This is a genomic window from Haladaptatus sp. AB643 (assembly GCF_024136975.1).
Lineage (GTDB): Archaea > Halobacteriota > Halobacteria > Halobacteriales > Haladaptataceae > Haladaptatus.
Genome location: NZ_JAMYJW010000005.1, coordinates 285,167 through 305,569, shown reverse-complemented (window position 1 = coordinate 305,569; position 20,403 = coordinate 285,167). Strand labels below are relative to the sequence as shown.

Here is a 20,403-nt window from a genome sequence, read left to right as displayed (position 1 = left end):
CAGCTCCAAGATCGCAATGAGTCAGACAAGAAGAGGGAGACATAGCTCGTTTGGTTCGCGTCGCCCGGACTGTGGCTTGCGTCCCTCGTCCGTTTCGGCGAGGAGGTCGTGTTCGGGCAGGGACTATTCGATGGGTGGACAAAATGAGCGTCGTAGATGATAAGAGTGGTGCGTTCAATGCATGTGATCTGCTCAATTCAGCCCAAATAGTAATTACAAGTAGCTCCAGTTTACCGGCGTCAGTAGCAGTTATGGAGTAGCGAAAGCTCATATCATTGAATTAATCCGGTAGAAGACGGTCACGGATCCGCTTTCGGTCCCTCCGATGGAGCGGACTAGTATCGATCGCTGCAGTTCGGCAACCCGATGACGGAAAATGATGACGTATCGGTCGACCGCAATCCCACGGATCTGCGAACATTCCGAGACTACCTCGGCGTCACCGAGTGCCCGACGCTATCGGAGACCGACGACGCGGCGACGGGAACGCCGTGAGACGACGGTGGAGGTGGTCATTCGTGTCACGAACCAACGCGAATCGGGTTTGCGACGAACTGCGCGGGCTGCTGCTCGCCGGTGAAACCGCCGTAGACGAGTGCCGCTCGCTGGGCCGTCACACCGTCGGCGTCCCCCGGATCCACTTCGGCGATGCTCGCTCGACCGTGGCCGATGCTGACCCCCATGAGTTTCGTCTTGGAGTCGAACCGGTCGAACAAGTCTTCAAATGGGTCGATGGCTCTCAGTGCATCGAGCCCGGAGGCCACTTCTCTGATGTTCGCACCAACCATGGGCGCCTCGAAAACATCCAGGTCCGGAGACACGGGTCGCACGGCGGTCTCTCGCCACTCACCACGCCGGAGTGTGGACGAAACGTCGTTCGCCAACCATCGTCCGGGGGAAACGTCCTGCGCGAACGCCCGTTGTACGATGTGGGCCGTTCCGTCCGTATGCTGAAGGTGCAACAATACCTCGTGTGGCTTTGCGGTCCGTTCCGCAAACCCGATGAAATAGTCAAACCGAACCCTCATCGTCGATGAGACGGCACCGAGGTCGACCCCTCTGGCGGCCATCGTCTGACAGACGTAATCGCTCGTCGGTCGGCCTCGCGACGTGATGTGAATACGTCGTCCCTACCCCCTCCGCTGGGGTCGGCGGCGTACTCCATTCTGTTCTCGAATCTCCGATTCCCGTTCGTATCTAGAAGAAACGCCTGTGCGAATGGCTGTGCAGTTGTCCTTTGTATCTGTCCTAGGTCGGCCTGACCACCGACGAACTCGTCCAATCGGTCGAACACCGATCCCTACCGAAACACGGGCAAGCCGAGTCCGGTCACTGCCATCGATCCGCCGACGAAGGAACGTCGACTCACACGAGGGAGGGTCTGGTCGTCCTGGGATGCTCGATCTGTCATAAGACCACGTCTCCTATGTGGAGGCTGGCTCCGATGGTGGATAAGGGGGATTATCATCATATTGACTTCGCACCGTTTCCCGGTCAGATGGCTCGGTATCGACTCGTGAATGCTCTCTCTTTAATTCGTTCAGTGGTCGAATCGATCGCCGTTCTCGGTACAGAACGGTTTACGTGGCTCCATCGGTCGACCGTAGCCGTCACGGTAGTCGGTAGAACGCCGGTGACCCTGAAATGTGACTATTTTCAGTCAGCTGCGCCGAACTAACAGCAATCGACTAGTTCCGTCTGACCGCTTCTCGCGGGTCCGTCCTCGTCTTCACGGGCAGCCGACGACGAGATTTCCGAACATATCATCCGGTCTGGAATCAGACCTACGAGGCGAAGATACGTCGAGCAACCACGTTCGATCTGGCAGTTTCGACGGGGAAGCGATGCGTTTCGTCACGCCACATCGGATGACCGTCCGAACCATGCCTTCCCACGAACGGTTTCTTCTCTTCGGTTTACAGGAAGTGGAGCGAGCGCTCTGATCGATCCGATCTGGCAATGGGGGAACGAATGGACCGCTGTCGACAGCGCGATGACGGTTGATTCGTTCACGCGTGACGGTACTACGAATTCGGCGAGCGTGACCAGCGAGTCGAGAAGCGGTTGGAAACGATTCCACATCGGCGCGCATCGATCGAGGTGACATCCCGTGGGAGTTTCACTTCCGCTCATGGATTTAATACCGCGTATCACTTCTAACACGCAATTCTACTCAACCTTGTCTTGACTTCTCGAGCGCGCACTTCACAGACATGGTCTAGGTTTACTTATGCAGCGACGATCATGCGGTTCGCAGAAAAAGAAGGGGAACCGAATATTACATCCAAGAAAGGAAATGACCATAATGGCAGGAATGCAAGACTCACCAAGAATGATCAAGGAGGTTCTGGATGCGTATTATCATCGTCGGTGCAGGTGAAGTTGGATCATCCATTGCAAGGAGCCTCTCGGACACCCACGAGATTGTTGTGGTAGATACCGACTCCGAGCAGGTAGAGGCACTGACCTACTCTCTTGACGTTCTTGCCATTGAGGGCGATGGGGCATCGCTCTCGGTACTTCGAGATGCAGGCATCGATACTGCAGACATGATTATCGCCAGCACTGACGACGATGAGACGAATTTGGTGACCTGCGGCACAGCAAAAACCGTCAATGACGCATTCACCATCGCACGGGTCAAGAATGTTGATTACCTCAAAACATGGCAATATTCTGTCGAACAGCAGGCGTTCGGTGTCGATTTCATGGTTTGTTCGAACTTGCTCACTGCCGAAGACATCGTCCGGGTCGTTAGCCTTCCAGCAGCCCGCGACGTGAACCCCTTCGCCGATGGGAGTGTTCAAATGGCCGAGTTTGCAATCGATAAAGGAAGCCCAATCACTGATCAGACCATTAGTGAGGCTGACCGGTTTGACTCGCTAACATTTGCGGCCATCCTTCGAAATGGTGACGTCGAGATACCCCGCGGGGAAACACGCATCCAATCGGGCGACAAGGTGATTGTCATCGGTGTTCCTGAAAGTGTACAGGAATTTGCCCGAGAAATCGCGCCGAGCGAAACACCGTCGAAAAATGAAGATCTCGTGATAATCGGTGGGAGTGAAATCGGCTATCATACCGCTCGACTGCTCGAAAATCGAGGCCTTCACCCGCGGCTTATCGAGCAAGACCCCGAACGGGCGCGTGAGCTTGCCGAGCAATTACCTGGCACAGTTGTCATGGAGAGTGATCCGACTGATATCGAGTTTCTCACCCGCGAACACATTGACGAGGCCGATGCCGTAGTCGCCACGTTGGACAATGACGAGAGAAATCTACTAGTATCCGTTCTCGCTAACCAACTCGGCGTGCGACGAACCGTCGCAGTCGTCGAAACCACCGAATACGTCAGCCTTTTCGAAACCGTTGGAGTGAACGTAGCGATTCACCCCCGAGAAGTGACTGCCGAGGAAATCACGCGATTCACCCGCGAACTCCACACTGAAAACGTGGCACTCATTGAGGATGATAAGGCGGAAGTGCTCGAAATCGAGGTCAGCCATGAAAGTGTTCTCGCTGACAGACCAATCCGTGACGCGGTCATGGATTTACCGGATGGATTCGTCATTGGAGCTATTACGCGCGACGGGCGATTCGTGGTTCCTCGAGGCGATACCGTAATCGAGCCAGGAGACCATGTAGTCGCGTTCGTGGAACGAAGTGCACTGAATGCCGTCAGCAGTCAACTATGAGCTACGTAGAAAACCACCGATGAATCTTCGAGTAGACTGGCGATCAAGCTGTAGCCTCGTCGGAACGGTTGTCAAATGGCTAGCAGTAGCGTTGCTGTTCCCGCTGGCACTCGCGATATTCTACGGAGAAGGTACCACGACATTTCTCGCAACGATTGTGATTGCAATTGCGGTTGGGTGGGCCCTCGAACAACTGGACGACGATCCCGATTTGGGTGCTCGCGAGGGATTTCTGATGGTTGCATTGACGTGGCTCGCAGTTTCTGTCGTCGGTGCACTTCCGTACGTCATCGCTGGAGAAGGAACAGTTGCTCACCCAGTGAATGCCTTATTTGAATCGATGAGCGGGTTCACGACAACTGGAGCAACCGTAATGGGATCGATTGGCTTTGAGAGTCACTCGCGGGCATTGCTCATGTGGCGTCAACTGACTCAGTGGCTCGGCGGGATGGGCATCGTGGTGTTAGCAGTCGCCATCCTACCTGAGCTTTCGGTTGGTGGCGCGCAATTGATGGATGCCGAAGCCCCCGGACCCGGTATCCAGAAGCTCACGCCTCGTATCGCCGAGACTGCCAGCGCACTCTGGAAGGCGTATTTGGGTATCACCGCATTGGAAGTGTTTCTTTTATACGGCCTTCATCTCATAGGCCTCGCACCGAACATGACTCTCTATCAGGCTGTTGCGCATGGTTTTACAACCATGGCAACAGGTGGATTCTCCCCTGCAGCCCGGAGTATTGAGTTCTTTTCCGCCGCAGTGCAGTGGCTTATCATTCCGTTCATGATAGCGGCAGGGACGAACTTCGCTCTGTACTGGCATGCACTGAACGGCGAACCTAAGATCTTTATCGAAGACAACGAGTTCAGGTTCTATCTCGGTGTTCTCGGTGCCTTATCGGCACTATTGACTATTCTTCTATTTACTGGAATCGGGTTCTCAAATGATCCATTGGTCGCCCCAATCATCGGGAACTTCGAATCATCCCTCCGTCACAGTACATTTCAACTGGTCTCTATCGTCACGACCACAGGTTACGCGAGTATGGACTTCAATACATGGGGAAGCTCCGCCCAGTATCTCCTGCTTGCGGCGATGTTCATCGGTGGTTCGGCTGGATCGACTGGGGGAGCTATCAAGATCGTACGGTGGTTGGTTGTCCTGAAGTTGCTCAAGCGAGAACTGTTCACGACCATTCACCCTGAGGCGATCCGACCTGTTAGGCTCAATGGTCAAGCACTGGACGAACGTGCTGTCCGGGGCATCTATACATTCACCTTATTGTATCTCCTCCTTTTCTTCGGCGCTACCCTGCTTGTGTTCCTCGATAGCACTCGTGTCGGACTCCAGATGAACACAACAGAAGCGATGAGTGCAGTCGCCTCCACACTTGGGAATGTCGGACCCGGCTTTGACATCATCGGCCCGATGAACAATTACTTACCGTTTCCAGCGACGACGAAGTTGTTCATGGTCTTCCTGATGTGGATCGGTCGGCTGGAGATTTTACCAGTGTTGGTTTTGCTGACACCGGCGTACTGGCGGTCTTAACTCGATTTAGCCTTCTGAAGAGAACAGCAGCGGATAAATGCGAAATAAATTCGCTCTCGTATGTGATGAATTGAAACATAATCGGACATATGACAGACGATATATCTATAGGCGATGAGATTATTTCTCCACGCAGACCACAAATGACCAGCAGGACCCTGTCAGTTACCAACAGAAGAGGTCGAAACGGAGCTACTTCCGTGGCTTGTCCGAACCGGTGACTACGATACTGAGTTACTAAATGCGTTCGACAGAGATTCAACAGGCCCACCGATGCATATGTTTCGTGCTGCTGAACTAGAACACCTGCCCAAAGAAACGGTACTTACTATCGAGACAGAACCGGGCTAGAGAGTATCATTTCACAGCGACGTGATGACTTTAACGAATTTCTGACGAACATCGTGATGCGATCAAGGAAACTATTGGTGCACTTCGTAGTGAGCGGATGGCGGCTGATTTTTTGGGATATATACTTGCCATTGCTCAGGCGTGATCCCTTCCCTATGAACTGCGCACAGATTTCGTTGGCGGTCCCCGGGTGTGTTCACTTTCGCTTATGGATTTAGCTGGTAGAAGATACGCTCCATCCTGTATAGAGAGAGCGTAATTGTTCTTATTGTTGTCGAGATACGCTCTCTCCGCCCGAATCGTCGAAGGCAATTTGTTTAACCTATAGGTTTAATATCGTATATGCCGAACATTCAACTGGATGGTTGAACAACAGCTGAACGACCAGGAACTCGACGCGATTTTCAAGGCATTAGCCCATCCGATTCGCCGAGAGATCCTCGAACAACTCGCCGATGGCCCCGAAAGCGTCGGCGATCTCGCCGAACCACACGACGTCTCGTTGGCGGCAGTCTCCAAGCACTTGCATGTGTTGGAAGATGCGGGCTTGCTTGATATCGAGAAGGACGGTCGGGTTCGACGATGTCACCTTGATGCCGCGCCGCTGAGTGAAGCCTTTGGATGGCTAACCCGGTACCGCGTGCTCTGGGAGGACCGCTTCGACGCGTTGGCCGACCATCTGGAGCAAGAAGACCAATGAGAGACAACACTGATGACGGAAGAGAATCACGGGAAGAGGCCACCAAAGATGAAGATCGAAGTATTACCGTCAACCGCGTGATCGAGGCCACACCAGAGAGAGTCTATGAAGCCTTCGTCGATGCCGACGAACTCGCCGCGTGGCTCCCGCCAGAGGGCTTCTCCTGCGAAGTTCACGAGTTTAACGCCACGGAGGGCGGCACCTTCCGCATGTCGTTCACTGCTGACATCAAGGAGTTGGAGCCATACGCCCACACGTTCCACGGGACGTACGAGGAACTGTCCCCTGGCGAGCGGATCGTCTACACCGAGGAATTCGAGTCCAACGACCCGGGAATGGCCGGCGAGATGACGACCACAGTCACCTTCAAGAAAATCGCCGGTGGGACCGAAGTCACTGCTCACCAGGCAGGCATCCCCGAGAACATCCCGCCCCAGGACGCCAACGAAGGATGGAATGATTCGCTTGGAAACCTCGCGGACGTCGTTGAGGAGGGTAGCGCATAGATCGTATCGAGGATACCGTGGGGGCCTCGCTTCCACGTATCATGTCATACAGAACTACACCACATATTTTAAATTCATATTAATATTATAGAAATGAAAAGTGATAGTGATTACAAATGCGTCAACAATTGGAGACCAATCTCTATCTCAGAAGAAACGAACATCGCATAACTAGTCTTCCACAGTCTTGTTCGATGATTTCCATCACACGATTTGTTCAATCTGGGTTACATATACTCTGTTCTGACTTATCGCAGAGAATCTGCGTAAGGTATCTTCACACTGGAGTTCTGAACCATCTCGGAATCTAACAGAAACGATTCTCCGGCTTGGTTATTGCCAGTATCCGTATAACCCGTCCAGGGTCACGAATACACTTTTGTGCCTTTAAGAACTATATTTTCCTATGTCGATCGATGACTTTACACTCGCGGCGATCACCTCTACTCTGTCTCAGGAGTCGCGAGCACGTTCGTGCGGTGACTATGTCGAGTTTCCGATGTCCTCAGTTGAAGATCCACTTACCGCATTACAGGAATACGAGGGGGAGTTGCCACTCATTGTTACCAACCATCCGAAACCGAGAGATACCGAGATTGATAGTGTCGATCGCATCGATGCGTTAGTTCAAGCGTCACAGCTTGACCCAGTCAAAATCGTGGACATTGACCTTTCAGACGCGAAAGAGAACAAGCAGATGGCTTCAGGAATCGAGACACAAACGATCGTTTCCTATCACAACGAGTATAAGACACCGAATATTGGGGAGCTCAATCAGATCATAGATGAGTGCAGTGCAATTGGTGATTTCGCTAAATTCTCTGTTTTCGCCGAATCTAGAAGTGACGCATTAGATGTTCTCCAAGTAATTCACGGGGCTAACGAGAATGGTGTTGATATCATCGGGGTTGCAATGGGTGAAGCAGGTCTACATACCCGGATCATCGGGCCATTCTATGGCTCTCGGATCGGATACGCCCCACTTGACGAGAAGATAGCCGAACCGGGTCAAATCGTGCTGGAAGAATTAGCTTCCCTAATCGAGTCGGTAGCGCACGGTGGCGATGACGTAGAATTAATGGACGTTCTCAAGGACAACTTCCCAGCAGTCTCCGAGTGAGCGTACGATCGACGGGCCAGGATCTCCTCTAGTATGTATAAGGAGTATTGATTTTGTCCGGCGAAGATTTATACCTTGGATTGAGAGACACTACCGCATGAAACTGGATGGCTTCGCACTGGCTGCAACAACAAACGACCTCACACGAGAACCGGAGGCGCGTGAGGCAGCGGACGTCCTCGAATTCCGGATGGACAGCGCACAAGACCCGATTGGTCAACTTCGTGATTACGACGGCTCACTCCCGATAATTGCGACGAACCGCACGAAATGGTTCGGCGGCGAAGCGAACGACACTGGACGACTCGATCGTCTCGCGGCGGCGTCTCGCTTCGACGCAGTCGAACTCGTGGATATCGAGTTGGAGACTGCCCGTGCGATGGGATGGATTCTCAATGAATTCAGAGAGAACAACGTCAATCTCATCATTTCTCACCACGACTTCAACGAGACACCGGAGCAAAACGTGCTCAACGCAATCTTTGAACAGTGTGCGCAATACGGAGATGTCGCCAAAGTTGCAACCTATCCGCAGAACAACGATGACGTACTCCGTCTTCTGAAGGCCATCAATACGGCGACGAACGACGGGATGAACGTAGCAGGGATCTCAATGGGCGGTATTGGGAGTCACAGCCGCGCCGTTGCACCGCTCTATGGCTCGAAACTTGGATATGCACCCCTCGCTTCGGATACCAACGAGTACGCTCCAGGACAGATCCCACTGAAGAAACTGTCCGTGCTCGTTGAGATCCTCCAGACGGCGAGCGAGGACATCGACGAACTCGAATCGTTGAGCGAGAAGCTCGTTGAGCGAGAGACGTTCGCATAATTCCATCCTAAATTCGCTTCTTTGACAAATTCCCGCAACACTGGCCCGAACAGTTACACGCAAACCGCCGGGATTCATATGACTGCATCTGGTGAGTGATTCACAATGAGAGAGTGCACCAACCTCTATCGGAGGATGAATTACACATGAACGAACCACAAAGCGAGGCGAACGCCTACACGATTCGCCTCGAATTGGTCGACGAACCCGGAGAGTTGCTTCGAGCACTCCATCCAATCGGTGCGAACGGTGGGAACCTACTGTCGATATATCACGAACGAGGGCATATTACACCTCGTGGCCACATTCCCGTGGAAATAGACCTCGAAGCGACGCCGAAGCGGTACGAGACGATCGTTGACAAACTCCGCGAAGAGGGAATCAACGTCATTCAGGCGGGAACGGAGCGATACAGCGAGTCATTAACCGTACTGCTCTCAGGTGACCTCGTCGACACCGGACTTTCTGATACGCTAACACGAATTCGCGATACCACGAACGTAACGATCGCCGATTTCGAGTTGTCCGCACCGCAAGGGTCCGACGATATTTCGAGTGGGCGACTCCGTCTCGGTATCGAAGAGGGCAAGACGGAGCACACCCTCTCAAGGGTTCGAGAGATTGCCTCGGAAAAGGACATCCGCGTCATCGAACCGCTTTCGGGTGGATTTGCATGAAACTCGCGATCATCGGTGCAGGCACCGTGGGTACATCAGTCGCGGAAATGGCCGCTAACTACGGTCACACCGTGACCGCGTTGACTGACTCGACGAGTGCGTCGGTCAACCCGGACGGGATCGATGTCGAGGCTACCCTCTCACAAAAGCGAGACACGAACGATATCGGAATAGATTCCGTCGAAGACGCGCTGTCGAGCGAGTACGATGTCCTCGTTGAAGCGACTCCCACGACGCTCGATACCGCGCAACCTGCCTACGACCACATTCGGGCGGCATTTGAACGAGACCGGGACGTCGTGCTTGCGAACAAAGGACCCGTCGCACAACGATACGCAGATGTTCGGGCGCTTGAACGGGAGAGCGAAGGTGAACTCCGTTTCGAGGCGACAGTCGGAGGGGCGATGCCAGTTATTTCAACAATCGAGGACTACGGACCCGAACACGTGACTGCCCTTCGCGGTGTCCTGAACGGGACTGCAAATTTCATCCTCTCGAGGATGGCGGCCGAGGGACTCGATTACGAGCACGTGCTCGTAGAAGCACAAGACCTCGGCGTTGCGGAGGCCGACCCGTCTTTCGATGTCGAAGGAACGGATACCGCACTCAAGTGCGTGATCGCCGCGAACGTACTCGCGCAAGGGGAGCGTGAATACACGCTCGATGACGCGTCCGTTGACGGAATCGTCGGGACTTCCGGCAGTGCGCTGTCGCTCGCAAATGCCGACGGGCGGACGGTCCGTCTCGTTGGCGAAATCGTGGACGACGAAATTCGCGTCGGACCACGGATCATCCCACAACAATCCCCACTCGTCGTTTCTGGTACCGAGAACATCGTCCAACTCGCAACCGAGAACGCTGGACTGCTGAGTGTCTCGGGTCACGGTGCCGGCGGATCGGCAACGGCAGTCTCCATCATGGCCGACATCCGTCGTTTGGAGTGACGGCCTAGTCCCATACTGCTCATTCTCCTTTCGCAGCCTGATTTCAAAACTACTATACCAACGGAAGGAAATATCTTCCATAGATGTTTCTATAGATATTTTAACGTGAATAGCTGAGATAGACGCCAGTTTCAGAAAAGCTAATCATCGATCTCAACGACAGTAATTACTCCCGCCGAATACTGCGTCTCGACTTGCTCTATCGACTGAAAGTCGTGGCTGCCCACGTCCCATCTCAGGGTAGATTTCTCCCGACATTCGTCATACTACGGTGCGGTATTAGGATCGGTCGGCGAGCGAGACGACGGGGCAGGAGGCGTTTAGCAGAACGGTTTGTGCGACGCTTCCGAAAAGTAACTTCCCCGTCTGTGAACGTTGTCGTGGACTGATCACCACGTAACGTGCCTGCAGGTCGTCCGCGTACTCAACGATCTCGTTCGCCGGATCACCAATGCGGCCAACAGTCGTCGTTTCGACCCCCGTTGGGTTCGTATCCACGAGTGATTTTGCTGGCTGTGCGGCTTGCTCTCGCAACTCGGCCGTGCTGACTGCTTCGTCAGTATTTGCACCGTCCTCTTCGATTTCGATGGCCTCTGAGCGCTTCATCACGTGCAGGACGTGGAGTTCCTCTTCGAACTTCTCTGCCAGGATAGTGGCTTGCGCGAGTACATCTGTCGCTCGTTCCGTACGGTCGATGGCTGCAACGATGACCATAGATTCCATATGGAGCCACCACTATTAGTTGTTGGTGACTACGGGTGGGTTCCTGCGGTCCCGTTGGCTTCCCCCATCGGTCTCGCCGTCGCGCTTGCGCTCGGGTTGGGGAACGTACCAGTCGCTTGGGTATTTATTTTGCTCACCGCGATGCCGATTGCTGTACCACCAGTCATTTTCGCCGTGGAGTTCGCGAGTGATACGGCTGTCCGTGGTGTAGCCCTGCCTGAGCACGTCTCGGTAAACAGGGTCACGACGACGCTCGTATCCATTCCCGTCCTCTCGATCGTTGTCCCGATCCTAAAGACAGAAATCGTCGTCTGACCCGTTACGGTAGTATCGCCGAGATAAGGCTACGAATAGTGGACAGTGAGAAGACGGGTGAGTCCGGGTCCCTCAGAAAAGCCCGAACGCCCGGGGAACCGCCAGCGTTAATGGCGGAACGAGGATGATCAGGAGGAGGACGAGCGCCAGTGGTAGATAGTAGGGGAGCATCGACCGCATGACATCGTCGAGGGACTCGTCAGTAACGCGCTCCAGTACGAAGAGAATCAGGCCGAAGGGTGGCGTGATAAGTCCGTACATGAGGGCGACTACCATGACGATTCCGAACTGGACTGCGTTGATGCCCAGCGTGGGATAGAGTGGAACCAGCATTGGAACCATGATCAGGAGAACTGCCGTGCCCTCCATGAACGTCCCCAGGATCAACAAAATGAAAGTGAGGATTAGCATCGTCACGGGGGGACTTGCAGAGATTCCAACGAGAATCTGTCCGATCAAGTCAGGGATACCAGCGAGCGTTAACCAATACGCGTAGAGGTTCGCGAAGCCGAAGATGACGACGATGCTCGCGGTGTCCTCGAACGTGTTCTTACTGACCTCTATCAGGTCGGTCAGCCCGATCGAGCGATAGTAAAACACACCGAGGAGTATCGCATACACGACGGCGATCAACGCGGCTTCCGTCGCAGTGAACACGCCGCCGAGGATCCCGCCGACGATTATGAGCGGCGTGATAAGCCCGGGCAAGGCCCGAAGAAAGGACTCGAATAGGTTCGAGAGGTCGTGGCTGTCTTCCTTCGGCCATCCGTCGCGCTTTGCGAGGTAGAATGCCGTAACTGCCATCGCGAGGGCCATGAGAAGACCCGGGACGATACCGGCGACGAAGAGCGTCCCGATCGATCGTTGCGCGAGTACGGCGTAGACGACGACGGGGATGCTTGGCGGGATGATCGGTCCGATAATTGCGGATGCGCCGGTGATGCCGACGGCGTCATCACCGTCGTAGCCATTCGACGTCATCGCCTCGTATTCGACACTCCCAATACCTGCAGCGTCTGCGACGGCAGAGCCGCTCATTCCGGAGAAGATCAGACTAACGAAGACGTTGACCTGCGCGAGACCACCGGGAAGGGGACCGACTAGTTCGGTGGCGAAATTAAACATGTCGTCGGTGATTCCGGTAATGTTCATGATTCGCCCGGCCATGAGGAAGAACGGAACGGCGAGGAGGACCCACGAAGTCATCCCAGCCCAGAACCGTTGCGTGATCACGACGAGATTCAGAGGCGGGCCAATCGGCAACAACATGATGAGGAGGACAGTCAGACCGAGCGAGTAGGCTGCTGGCACGCCAACGGCGTATAGCGCCATGAGAATGGCGATGAACGCGACGAGCAGGAGTATCTCAGGCATTGGCCTCCCCCAAGAATTCGGCAACGCGCGTACGCGTATCGAGAAGTACCACGATGAGGAGACAGGCGGCACTCAGCGCGATTAGGTCGTACGCCCAGCCGACCTTGAACCACTCAATCATCGGAAGCGCGGTGTCCCCGGAGACCCCGGTCGCTCGATACGCGGACAACACGAGCGTGGCGGAGAAGAACGCCATAAGGATGTTCCGGACGAACAACACCTGGTCGGTCCTGGTGATGACACGTTTTAGAACGGGGAGGAACGAGATGTCCGCCTCGTTCTGGAATAGATATGGAAGTGCGATAATCGTCATTATTGCCAAGACAGTTCTCGCGACTACGTAGGTCCAGTTGAGGTCGATGGGGAAAGTAATGTAGCGACTGACCACCTGAAGGAGTCCTACTACCAGCATTACATTTAGTAAGACCACCCCTAATGAGGTGGTGATCCGGTCTAACCAGTTCTGCGCCATAGTGGGAAACCCCGCCCGTTCACTAAAAACATTTTGGTTCTTCGTTGAATGATCAGGATAGATGCCTCGATCAACGTGGTGCGATACGGACTCGACCGTGGTGTGTCCTACCGCTGATCATCTATGGGAGCTGGGAATCTATCCAAGGTTGAGGATGTCGTTGATGTTGACTGCCCACTTGTTCTTCGAGAGCTGCTTGAGCGCTGGCATTCCGGCGTTCACGAAAGCCTTACGGTCCACCTTATCCGCTGGAACGACGGTTGTTCCTTTCTGTTTCGCTTCCTCGTAGAGACTCGACTCGTTGTTCTTGATCTGGTCGGTCATCTTTTTCACGGCATCACTCGCGGTCGACGTGATGAGGTCACGATTGTCGTCACTGAGCCCCTTCATGAACTTCTGATTGTAGAGGAAGTGCTTCGTGCCAAGCAAATGATTTGTGACGCTGAAGTGTGACTGAACCTCGTAGAGGCTGACCGAAAGGAACTGCGAGATGGGGCCTTCGGAGGCATCGACGACGCCTGTTTGGAGTGCCGAGTAGAGTTCGTCATACGCAACCGGAGTGACATCCGCTCCGATTTCTCCCCAGACTTTGGTCCACGTATCGTACTGTGGGAGACGGAGTTTCATGCCTTGTACGTCTTTGGGGGTCTTTACTGTGGAATTACTAGTGAAACCACGATTGCCGACATAGAACGCATCACCCAGTTGGACACCGTTCTTCTTGAGAATCCCGTTCAGACCGTCGTCCGGCTTCAGGTACTTGTCCGTGACCGCTTGATAGTGGTCCATGTCTTTGATAACGAACGGGTCACCAGCGAAGGAGTACTTGGACGCCCACCGCTGTGCGAGGGCGGTCGGGCTCTCGTGAAGGATGTCGACCGTCCCGCTTTCGAGGGCATCGAGATTGTCCTCCGTTCCACCGAGTGATCCAGCTTTCAGGTTGACTGAAATCTCTCCGTCGGATTTCTCTTCGAGAGGCTGGATGAAGTGCTTCTTCGCGGCCTTCACCGAGATATTCTTCGGCGGCTGAGTCGTCGCGAGCGTAATCGTCTGCGTATCGCCGCCCGATTGTGAGTTCGAATCACTGTTAGTGGAACAACCTGCGAGGCCGGCCATCCCGATACTGAGTGCCGCACCGCTCTTTTTTAATAGGCTCCGCCGAGACTGCGCTGTCTGGTCATGCACCATACTAATCCGACCCGACCCATCTATAATAAAGATTGTGATGAACAATTAACAACGACGCGCCGAACGGGTCAGTTATCCGGCCGCGGATCCCACTCCCGCTCGACGAGAAAATCGTCAAGTTTCCCCTTCGGGTTCTCGAAGACGTTCGACCCGTGGAAGACGAGGACGGTATCGAAGTCGTACTGGAGCAGGTCGTAAAGATTGATTTCCGCGGCCTTGTGGTCATCGTTGAACAGGGCCGGCGGCGGGAGGAGATAGCCCGCAGGTAATCCGGCGCGGTCGGCGCCGTCGAGCGCATCCCCCGAGATGAGGATGTCGCGGTCGCGGAGGAGCAGTGCAGACGTCGCCTTCGTGTGGCCAGGTATTTGAATGACCTCGATATTTCCGTCGAGGACATCGCCATCCGTGAAACGATGGTCCGGTTCGTAGTCGATTGCTTCGTAGAGTTTGGTTTCGTCATCGGCCGCGAGGAACTCCGGTTCGAACGCCTCCATGACGAACGGGAGGCCACCGTGGTGCCCGTGGTCACCGTGAGTGAGGATCACTCGATCTATCGTTCCAAACTCCTCACGAATCGTCTCGACGAGTTCCTCGCCATTCTCGTCGAACCCAGTGTCGATGAGAGTCGTCTTACCCTCGGGGACGTCCTCAAGGATGTACACTCGGACATGTTCGAACTGTACCTTGTAGATACCGTCTGTTACCTCTTCGGCAGTCATTCCGGTGGAATAGTCGAGCAGCGTATTGGATAAATCTACCGAAAAACGGGGTACAACGCCTATCCAGGCGGTCGAGTGCGCACACGAAACTATCCAATCGATGCCGAGACTGGATTTCAACATAGTCGAAGTTTTCGGAGGTCTTATCACGCCCTTATTCCTTTGAGAAACTATGACACAGGAGAACGAAGACGGGCGTCGGACGCTAAAAAGCGTCAAGCAGGCCTTCGATATGATCGAATACCTGCGGACGGATGGGCCGGCGACGCTCTCGGCCGTGGCGCAGGCGCTGGATATGCCGATGAGCACGACTCACATTCACTTAGCAACCCTCGTGGATAGCGGTTATGTGGTGAAATCGGATGGTGAGTACCACTGTAGTCTCCTCTTTCTCCGGACCGGAGGGGAACTCCGCGATGAGATGCCCCTCTTCCGGGCGGCGAAAAACGAAGTTGACGATCTCCAGGAGCAACTCGGCGAAATCGCCAACCTCGCGACGATCGAGAACGGATATATGGTGCAACTGTACAAGTCCGAGAACGCAGAGTCGATCGACGACAACGCTCCGCTCGGTGATCACTTCTACATGCACACGACGGCGACGGGTAAGTCGATGCTTGCTCATCTCCCGAAGGAGAAGTGTGAAGATATTCTCGAACGTCGTGGACTCCCGCGGTCAACGGAGGGTACTATCGACGACTACGAGGAGTTGATGAGCGACCTTGAAACGATTCGCGAACGAGGATACTCCATCAATCGCGGTGAGCACTTCGGCGGCGTCTGTGCTGCCGCTGTTCCAATAATGTCGAAGAATCACTCGGTGCTCGGTGCAATCAGCCTCAGTGGGCCGATTAGCCGAATGAGCGACGAGCGAATTGAAGACGAGATTGCCCCCGAACTGTTCGATAAAAAGAACATAATCGAGCTAAAACTCAAGCAGTATTAGCTCACCACCCATCTGAATTACAAGCATAGTAGTGTAATGGATGCCCGACCCTGTCTTTACACTGATATCACTGTCACGGGAAGGATCTCTCGACAGCGTGGTTCAATAATATTGAAGCTCCAGATCGATCCATCTCAGGAATCGGATCTGTCGAATAGACGCGGATCGGCTGTTAGCGTCGAGTATACCCGGGTTGTGAGACGCAGCTCTAGAAGGTCGACAAAAAGATATATAACGATAGTTGCGCATTTCCCTATCGATGAGCAAGCAAAGAGTTCTGGTCACCGGACCGTACGGTGAGGCCGGAGAGGCGATCATGAACCATCTCCTTGAGAAGGGGGACTACGAGTTCACCTTCCTCGACCGGAACGACCACCCTGAGTACGAGACGCACGTCGCAGACATCTCTGACTACGAAGCAATCCGACCCGCGTTCGACGGTCAAAATGCCGTAATCCATCTTGCGGCCCAGTCAGACGCCGGCGCCGACTTTGAAGGAATCATCGAACCGAATATCGTCGGCACCTACAACGTCTTGCGAGCGATGAAAGAAGCGGACGTCCCGAAACTCGTCTTCGCCTCTTCACAGCGTGCGATGGGTCTCTACGAAGAGGAACACGAACCCGAACTCTACGAAGAGGAGTATCCAAGCGAGTACGATCCACTTCGACTCACCCACGAAACCCTCCCAAAGCCGGACGGTTACTACGGTGCATCGAAGGTCTTCGGCGAACATATCTGTCAGGTTCACGCCCGTCGGGACGGCGCACCTGAACAGGTATACGCACTCCGGATTTCCAGTGTCCGTACAGAAGCTTACGACCATCCATACGGGGACGCCGAACGCGGTGTCGAACGCGGTGACGAGGATACAGTCGAGGAAGGCGAGGTCTGGGACCAGTCTCAGACTGGCTCTTGGGAGCGCGGGAGCGAGGAGTACGAGCGGATGGTGAAGCGACTGAAAGCGACTTGGACCTCGCAGCGTGATTTCGCACACCTACTCGAATGCTGCCTACAGGACGACACAGTGACGTACGACGCGTTCTACGCAGTCAGTGACAACGCCGCCCGCTGGTTCGACACTGAACATGCGAAGGCTGTCCTCGGCTACGAACCACAGGACGATGCATCCGAATGGGACAGCCCGCCGAACACACTTCAGACCCCCAACTAAATGGCGCGCCAATCCAACAAACCGGTAGGCAAGACGATGAAAGCCATCGTTCAAACTGGTCGTGAAGAAGTCGAAGTGCAGGAAGTGAGTCAGCCGAGTCCAAGCGCCGACGAGGTTCTGGTTCGAGTCGAGTACGCTGGCGTCTGTGGCAGCGACGTCCACGCATACTTGCAAATGGATGGGTTCGAATGGGTAAAGATGCCACGCGTGATGGGTCACGAATACGTAGGCACAGTCGTTGAAATCGGCGAGAACGTCTCCCGTGTCTCGGTCGGTGAGACGGTGGTCGAAATCCCGATCCATCCCTGTGGAGAGTGTCACCAGTGCGAAATCGGCGAGGAGAACGTCTGTCAAAATACGACGCTCGTGGGAATGGAGACCGACGGTGCTTACTCGGAGTACACGACTGTCGACGCGAACCAGCTAATCGTGATTCCCGATAAGATCGAGACACGCCACGCTGCGGTCACGGAGCCGCTCGCGATTGCAGCACGAGCGTCCTACGAGCGGGCAGACGTGACCCCCGGAGATACAGCCCTCGTTCAAGGACCGGGACCGATCGGTATGCTGATCGCCGCATTGCTCGACTCACTTGGCGCACACGTCATCGTCTCTGGACTCGGAAAAGACACGGAGTACCGTCTGCCGCTCGCCGAGGAACTCGGGATAGAAACCGTCGACATCAGCGAGACGAATCTCAACGAGTACGTAGAGGAGGTAACCGATGGGATCGGTGTCGACACGGTATTCGACACGACCGGTCACAAAAGCGGCGTTGAGACAGCCGTCGAGTATGTACGAAAAGGCGGTGAGGTAATCGTCGTTGGCCTACCCGGTGAGGCGAGTGAACTGTTCTTCTCACCGATCGTCCGCGGTGAGCGCGACGTCAAAACCTCCTACGGGGCAACGCGGGAGAACTACAAGCAGGCGGTGAACGTGCTCGAAGTCGGCGCTGTCAACGTGGATACGATCATCGATACCCGATACGATAGCGACGATCCTACGTCAGCGTTTGAGGACTTCCTCGCCGGACAAACCTGCAAGCCCATGTTCTCGTTCCGATAATCGGTACTGATCACTGATCGTTTTGTTTCGCTTCTTCGATTTCTGCGATATCGAAAACGACATCGCACAACTTCCCATTCAGCAACGCCTCGAAGGCTTTCTGGGCATTCGAGGAGACGCTCCCCGCAGGGTCAGATACGAATGATGGATTACGGGACCGATAGTTTAAGGTACGGTAATTACATTTTGAGAAGTGTGCATACTGTAGAGCCAGAGATAGAACGACCTGATAGTACAGTCGTTGAAGGATTCGAAGGGATCCCCAGTTCCGTTGCGTCGGATGTGACGGGAAATGTGCGCTTCGCGATGGACTCCGGGATCAAGCCGGTATACGACGGAGCGACCCTCGTGGGAACTGCGGTGACTGTGAAAGCCGAGCCAGGTGATAACCTCATCATCCACAAAGCTATCACGATGGCCGAACCGGGCGACGTGCTCGTCATCGATGCAAATGGCTACGTCGAAACTGCCCACCTCGGCGAACTCATGTGTGCCTCCTGTAAGGCGAACGACCTCGCCGGCATCATCATCGACGGTGCGATCCGCGATAGTGCAGATATCGAGGAGATGGAGTTCCCCGTATACGCTCGGGGGATCCACCCACAGGGTCCGCTGAAGCAGAGCCCTGGATCGATCAACGTCACTGTGACGTGTGGCGAAGTCGCGGTCGATCCGGGCGATATCCTGGTCGGTGACGATGACGGTGTGACTGTTGTTCCCGGTGAAAACGCGGAGGAGGTGCTCGAAGCCGCCCGTGAGAAATTCGCCGCCGAGGGAGACACGCGCGAACTCGTGGAAGGTGGTACGTACCTCTATGAAGCGAAAGGATACAACAAGCTCTACGAGGACATGGACGTCGTCGGCCCCGAAGATTCGGTCCAATAACGCTACGAACAGGTGAATAGGGTTGATCGCGGAGTAACAGTACAGACCACAGCCGGTCCGGAGAGTGTACTGGCCACCCCGATCGAGTTAGGAGTCACCAATCTGGATCTGTCGGTGGAGTTCAAACCGCTAACAACCCCAAAAACGGTCAACGGTAGATCTACTTATTTTGGGCAGGGAGTATTCGAAGACGATAGCAAGTGAGAGTTTCGAGATACTCGTTTCTTTGTCGATCGATCGCTCGGTCACGGATACGATTCGAGAAACGAAGAACGCGTACATAAATCCAAAAATAGTTACACACGAAGTTTGGAAACACGGTAGGCACTCGTACAGGAGTATTCGACGTCAAACTTCTCTGGTATCGACGCCGTAAAATCGAAGTGGCCCATTCATCCGTATTGAATCCGAAATTTTACGGTGATCGTCCAAGGTGGTTGTTCATCCCGGTTATATTCGTACGAGGGTTGTGAACGTCGATCGGGACGGGTGTACCACTATCTGATCAAAAATCACTCTTCCTCGAATCACTGAAGCCGATTGTAGACACCCTTGAGGGAGGACCATCCCAGTCCGCGTATAGAATACCCTGCTTGTACGCTGTTACAACCACAGTCTGCGAGATTGGCAAATAATTCCCATATCATTGAATATATCCTGAATAATATTCGCCATATATTATCCAAATTGGCCATTGTTAGAGGTAGCCACAATTTTGGGTAAATAGTTTTGGAATATTTGGTCTCGACCCTCGCTATTCACTGCATCTATTTCATTCGATACACTTCATCCAGCCAGATTTCTTCGTCGTCGTCTTCGAGAATCGGTTCCATTATCTCGTCCCACTCCGATTGGGCTTCGCTCGTCTCCATCACGCGGCGTATGGTATCCGGATTTTCGACCTCCAGATACCCGAATACGTGCCCGTCTCCTTCGAAAACGCTGTAGGATTCGATCCCCGCGCCCGAAGTGAGGTACGCTTCCTCCAGAGCATCGGAGACGTTCTGATGGGCTTCACGATACGCATCCCGTTTTCCTTGCACTATCTTTAAATGAAACGCTACTCGCTCCATATTCAGTTCGTACGTTGGGAGTCAGTAAAGATTTTTCTCAAAATCGTTGGGCGTCACTAGCGAGTGAAGAAAAAAGAAGCCGACGAGTCGTCTGT

The 20,403-nt window shown here is 54.2% G+C and carries 21 protein-coding genes; 14 read left to right on the top strand and 7 right to left on the bottom strand.

The window, feature by feature from the left end; genetic code table 11:
- Positions 1-366: 366 nt before the first annotated feature.
- Entirely contained in the window at positions 367-495 is a 129-nt protein-coding gene (locus NKF25_RS24230; protein WP_256487703.1) for a hypothetical protein, read from the top strand.
- A gap of 26 nt (positions 496-521) precedes the next feature.
- On the opposite strand, the gene NKF25_RS12785 is transcribed toward NKF25_RS24230, so the two are convergent.
- Positions 522-788: a hypothetical protein gene (locus NKF25_RS12785; protein WP_253227054.1), complete on the bottom strand. Its 267-nt coding sequence runs from the start codon at positions 786-788 to the stop codon at positions 522-524.
- Between the two features lie 1,563 nt (positions 789-2,351).
- On the opposite strand from NKF25_RS12785, the gene trkA reads away from it, so the two are divergent.
- The 8 genes from trkA to NKF25_RS12745 all read left to right on the top strand — a co-directional run bounded on the left by trkA (position 2,352) and on the right by NKF25_RS12745 (position 10,374).
- A complete protein-coding gene (gene trkA, locus NKF25_RS12780) occupies positions 2,352-3,695 on the top strand; it encodes a Trk system potassium transporter TrkA (protein ID WP_253227053.1) in 1,344 nt (447 codons plus the stop codon).
- 19 nt (positions 3,696-3,714) lie between these two features.
- Entirely contained in the window at positions 3,715-5,244 is a 1,530-nt protein-coding gene (locus tag NKF25_RS12775; RefSeq protein ID WP_253227052.1) for a TrkH family potassium uptake protein, read from the top strand.
- Between the two features lie 712 nt (positions 5,245-5,956).
- The gene (locus NKF25_RS12770) at positions 5,957-6,295 is read left to right on the top strand and encodes a metalloregulator ArsR/SmtB family transcription factor (protein ID WP_253227051.1); all 339 of its coding nucleotides are present in this window, start codon (positions 5,957-5,959) and stop codon (positions 6,293-6,295) included.
- A complete protein-coding gene (locus tag NKF25_RS12765; RefSeq protein WP_253227050.1) occupies positions 6,292-6,801 on the top strand; it encodes an SRPBCC domain-containing protein in 510 nt (169 codons plus the stop codon). The genes NKF25_RS12770 and NKF25_RS12765 overlap by 4 nt, the downstream gene beginning before the upstream one ends.
- 406 nt (positions 6,802-7,207) lie before the next feature.
- Entirely contained in the window at positions 7,208-7,921 is a 714-nt protein-coding gene (locus NKF25_RS12760; protein ID WP_256490525.1) for a type I 3-dehydroquinate dehydratase, read from the top strand.
- A gap of 97 nt (positions 7,922-8,018) precedes the next feature.
- Positions 8,019-8,753, top strand: coding sequence for a type I 3-dehydroquinate dehydratase (locus NKF25_RS12755; RefSeq protein ID WP_253227048.1), 735 nt, complete (start codon positions 8,019-8,021; stop codon positions 8,751-8,753).
- Positions 8,754-8,899: 146 nt separating this feature from the next.
- Positions 8,900-9,430: an amino acid-binding protein gene (locus NKF25_RS12750; RefSeq protein ID WP_253227047.1), complete on the top strand. Its 531-nt coding sequence runs from the start codon at positions 8,900-8,902 to the stop codon at positions 9,428-9,430.
- Entirely contained in the window at positions 9,427-10,374 is a 948-nt protein-coding gene (locus NKF25_RS12745) for a 3-hydroxyacyl-CoA dehydrogenase NAD-binding domain-containing protein (protein ID WP_253227046.1), read from the top strand. The genes NKF25_RS12750 and NKF25_RS12745 overlap by 4 nt, the downstream gene beginning before the upstream one ends.
- Before the next feature lie 279 nt (positions 10,375-10,653).
- On the opposite strand, the gene NKF25_RS12740 is transcribed toward NKF25_RS12745, so the two are convergent.
- On the bottom strand, positions 10,654-11,088 hold the full coding sequence (locus NKF25_RS12740; protein WP_253227045.1) for a universal stress protein: 435 nt from the start codon (positions 11,086-11,088) through the stop codon (positions 10,654-10,656).
- Positions 11,089-11,097: 9 nt separating this feature from the next.
- Between NKF25_RS12740 and NKF25_RS12735 the strand changes: the two genes are divergently transcribed.
- Positions 11,098-11,412 (top strand): hypothetical protein, encoded by a 315-nt coding sequence (locus NKF25_RS12735; protein WP_253227044.1) that lies wholly within the window; start codon positions 11,098-11,100, stop codon positions 11,410-11,412.
- A 72-nt stretch (positions 11,413-11,484) separates the two neighbouring features.
- Here the strand turns inward: NKF25_RS12735 and NKF25_RS12730 are convergent, their stop codons facing one another.
- The 4 genes from NKF25_RS12730 to NKF25_RS12715 form a co-directional block, all read right to left on the bottom strand.
- The gene (locus tag NKF25_RS12730; protein WP_253227043.1) at positions 11,485-12,786 is read right to left on the bottom strand and encodes a TRAP transporter large permease; all 1,302 of its coding nucleotides are present in this window, start codon (positions 12,784-12,786) and stop codon (positions 11,485-11,487) included.
- Positions 12,779-13,258, bottom strand: a complete 480-nt coding sequence (locus NKF25_RS12725) for a TRAP transporter small permease subunit (protein ID WP_253227042.1) — start codon at positions 13,256-13,258, stop codon at positions 12,779-12,781. The genes NKF25_RS12730 and NKF25_RS12725 overlap by 8 nt, the downstream gene beginning before the upstream one ends.
- Positions 13,259-13,396: 138 nt before the next feature.
- The gene (locus NKF25_RS12720) at positions 13,397-14,374 is read right to left on the bottom strand and encodes a TRAP transporter substrate-binding protein (RefSeq protein ID WP_253227041.1); all 978 of its coding nucleotides are present in this window, start codon (positions 14,372-14,374) and stop codon (positions 13,397-13,399) included.
- A 140-nt stretch (positions 14,375-14,514) separates the two neighbouring features.
- Entirely contained in the window at positions 14,515-15,165 is a 651-nt protein-coding gene (locus NKF25_RS12715) for an MBL fold metallo-hydrolase (RefSeq protein ID WP_253227040.1), read from the bottom strand.
- Positions 15,166-15,337: 172 nt separating this feature from the next.
- Between NKF25_RS12715 and NKF25_RS12710 the strand changes: the two genes are divergently transcribed.
- From NKF25_RS12710 to NKF25_RS12695, 4 genes are all read left to right on the top strand, one after another.
- Positions 15,338-16,111: an IclR family transcriptional regulator gene (locus NKF25_RS12710; RefSeq protein ID WP_253227039.1), complete on the top strand. Its 774-nt coding sequence runs from the start codon at positions 15,338-15,340 to the stop codon at positions 16,109-16,111.
- A 259-nt stretch (positions 16,112-16,370) separates the two neighbouring features.
- On the top strand, positions 16,371-17,285 hold the full coding sequence (locus tag NKF25_RS12705) for an NAD(P)-dependent oxidoreductase (protein WP_253227038.1): 915 nt from the start codon (positions 16,371-16,373) through the stop codon (positions 17,283-17,285).
- A complete protein-coding gene (locus tag NKF25_RS12700; protein WP_303647139.1) occupies positions 17,286-18,350 on the top strand; it encodes an alcohol dehydrogenase catalytic domain-containing protein in 1,065 nt (354 codons plus the stop codon).
- Between the two features lie 141 nt (positions 18,351-18,491).
- Positions 18,492-19,235, top strand: a complete 744-nt coding sequence (locus NKF25_RS12695) for a 4-carboxy-4-hydroxy-2-oxoadipate aldolase/oxaloacetate decarboxylase (protein WP_342766327.1) — start codon at positions 18,492-18,494, stop codon at positions 19,233-19,235.
- A gap of 767 nt (positions 19,236-20,002) precedes the next feature.
- On the opposite strand, the gene NKF25_RS12690 is transcribed toward NKF25_RS12695, so the two are convergent.
- Positions 20,003-20,308, bottom strand: a complete 306-nt coding sequence (locus NKF25_RS12690) for an L-rhamnose mutarotase (RefSeq protein ID WP_253227037.1) — start codon at positions 20,306-20,308, stop codon at positions 20,003-20,005.
- Positions 20,309-20,403: the final 95 nt, after the last annotated feature.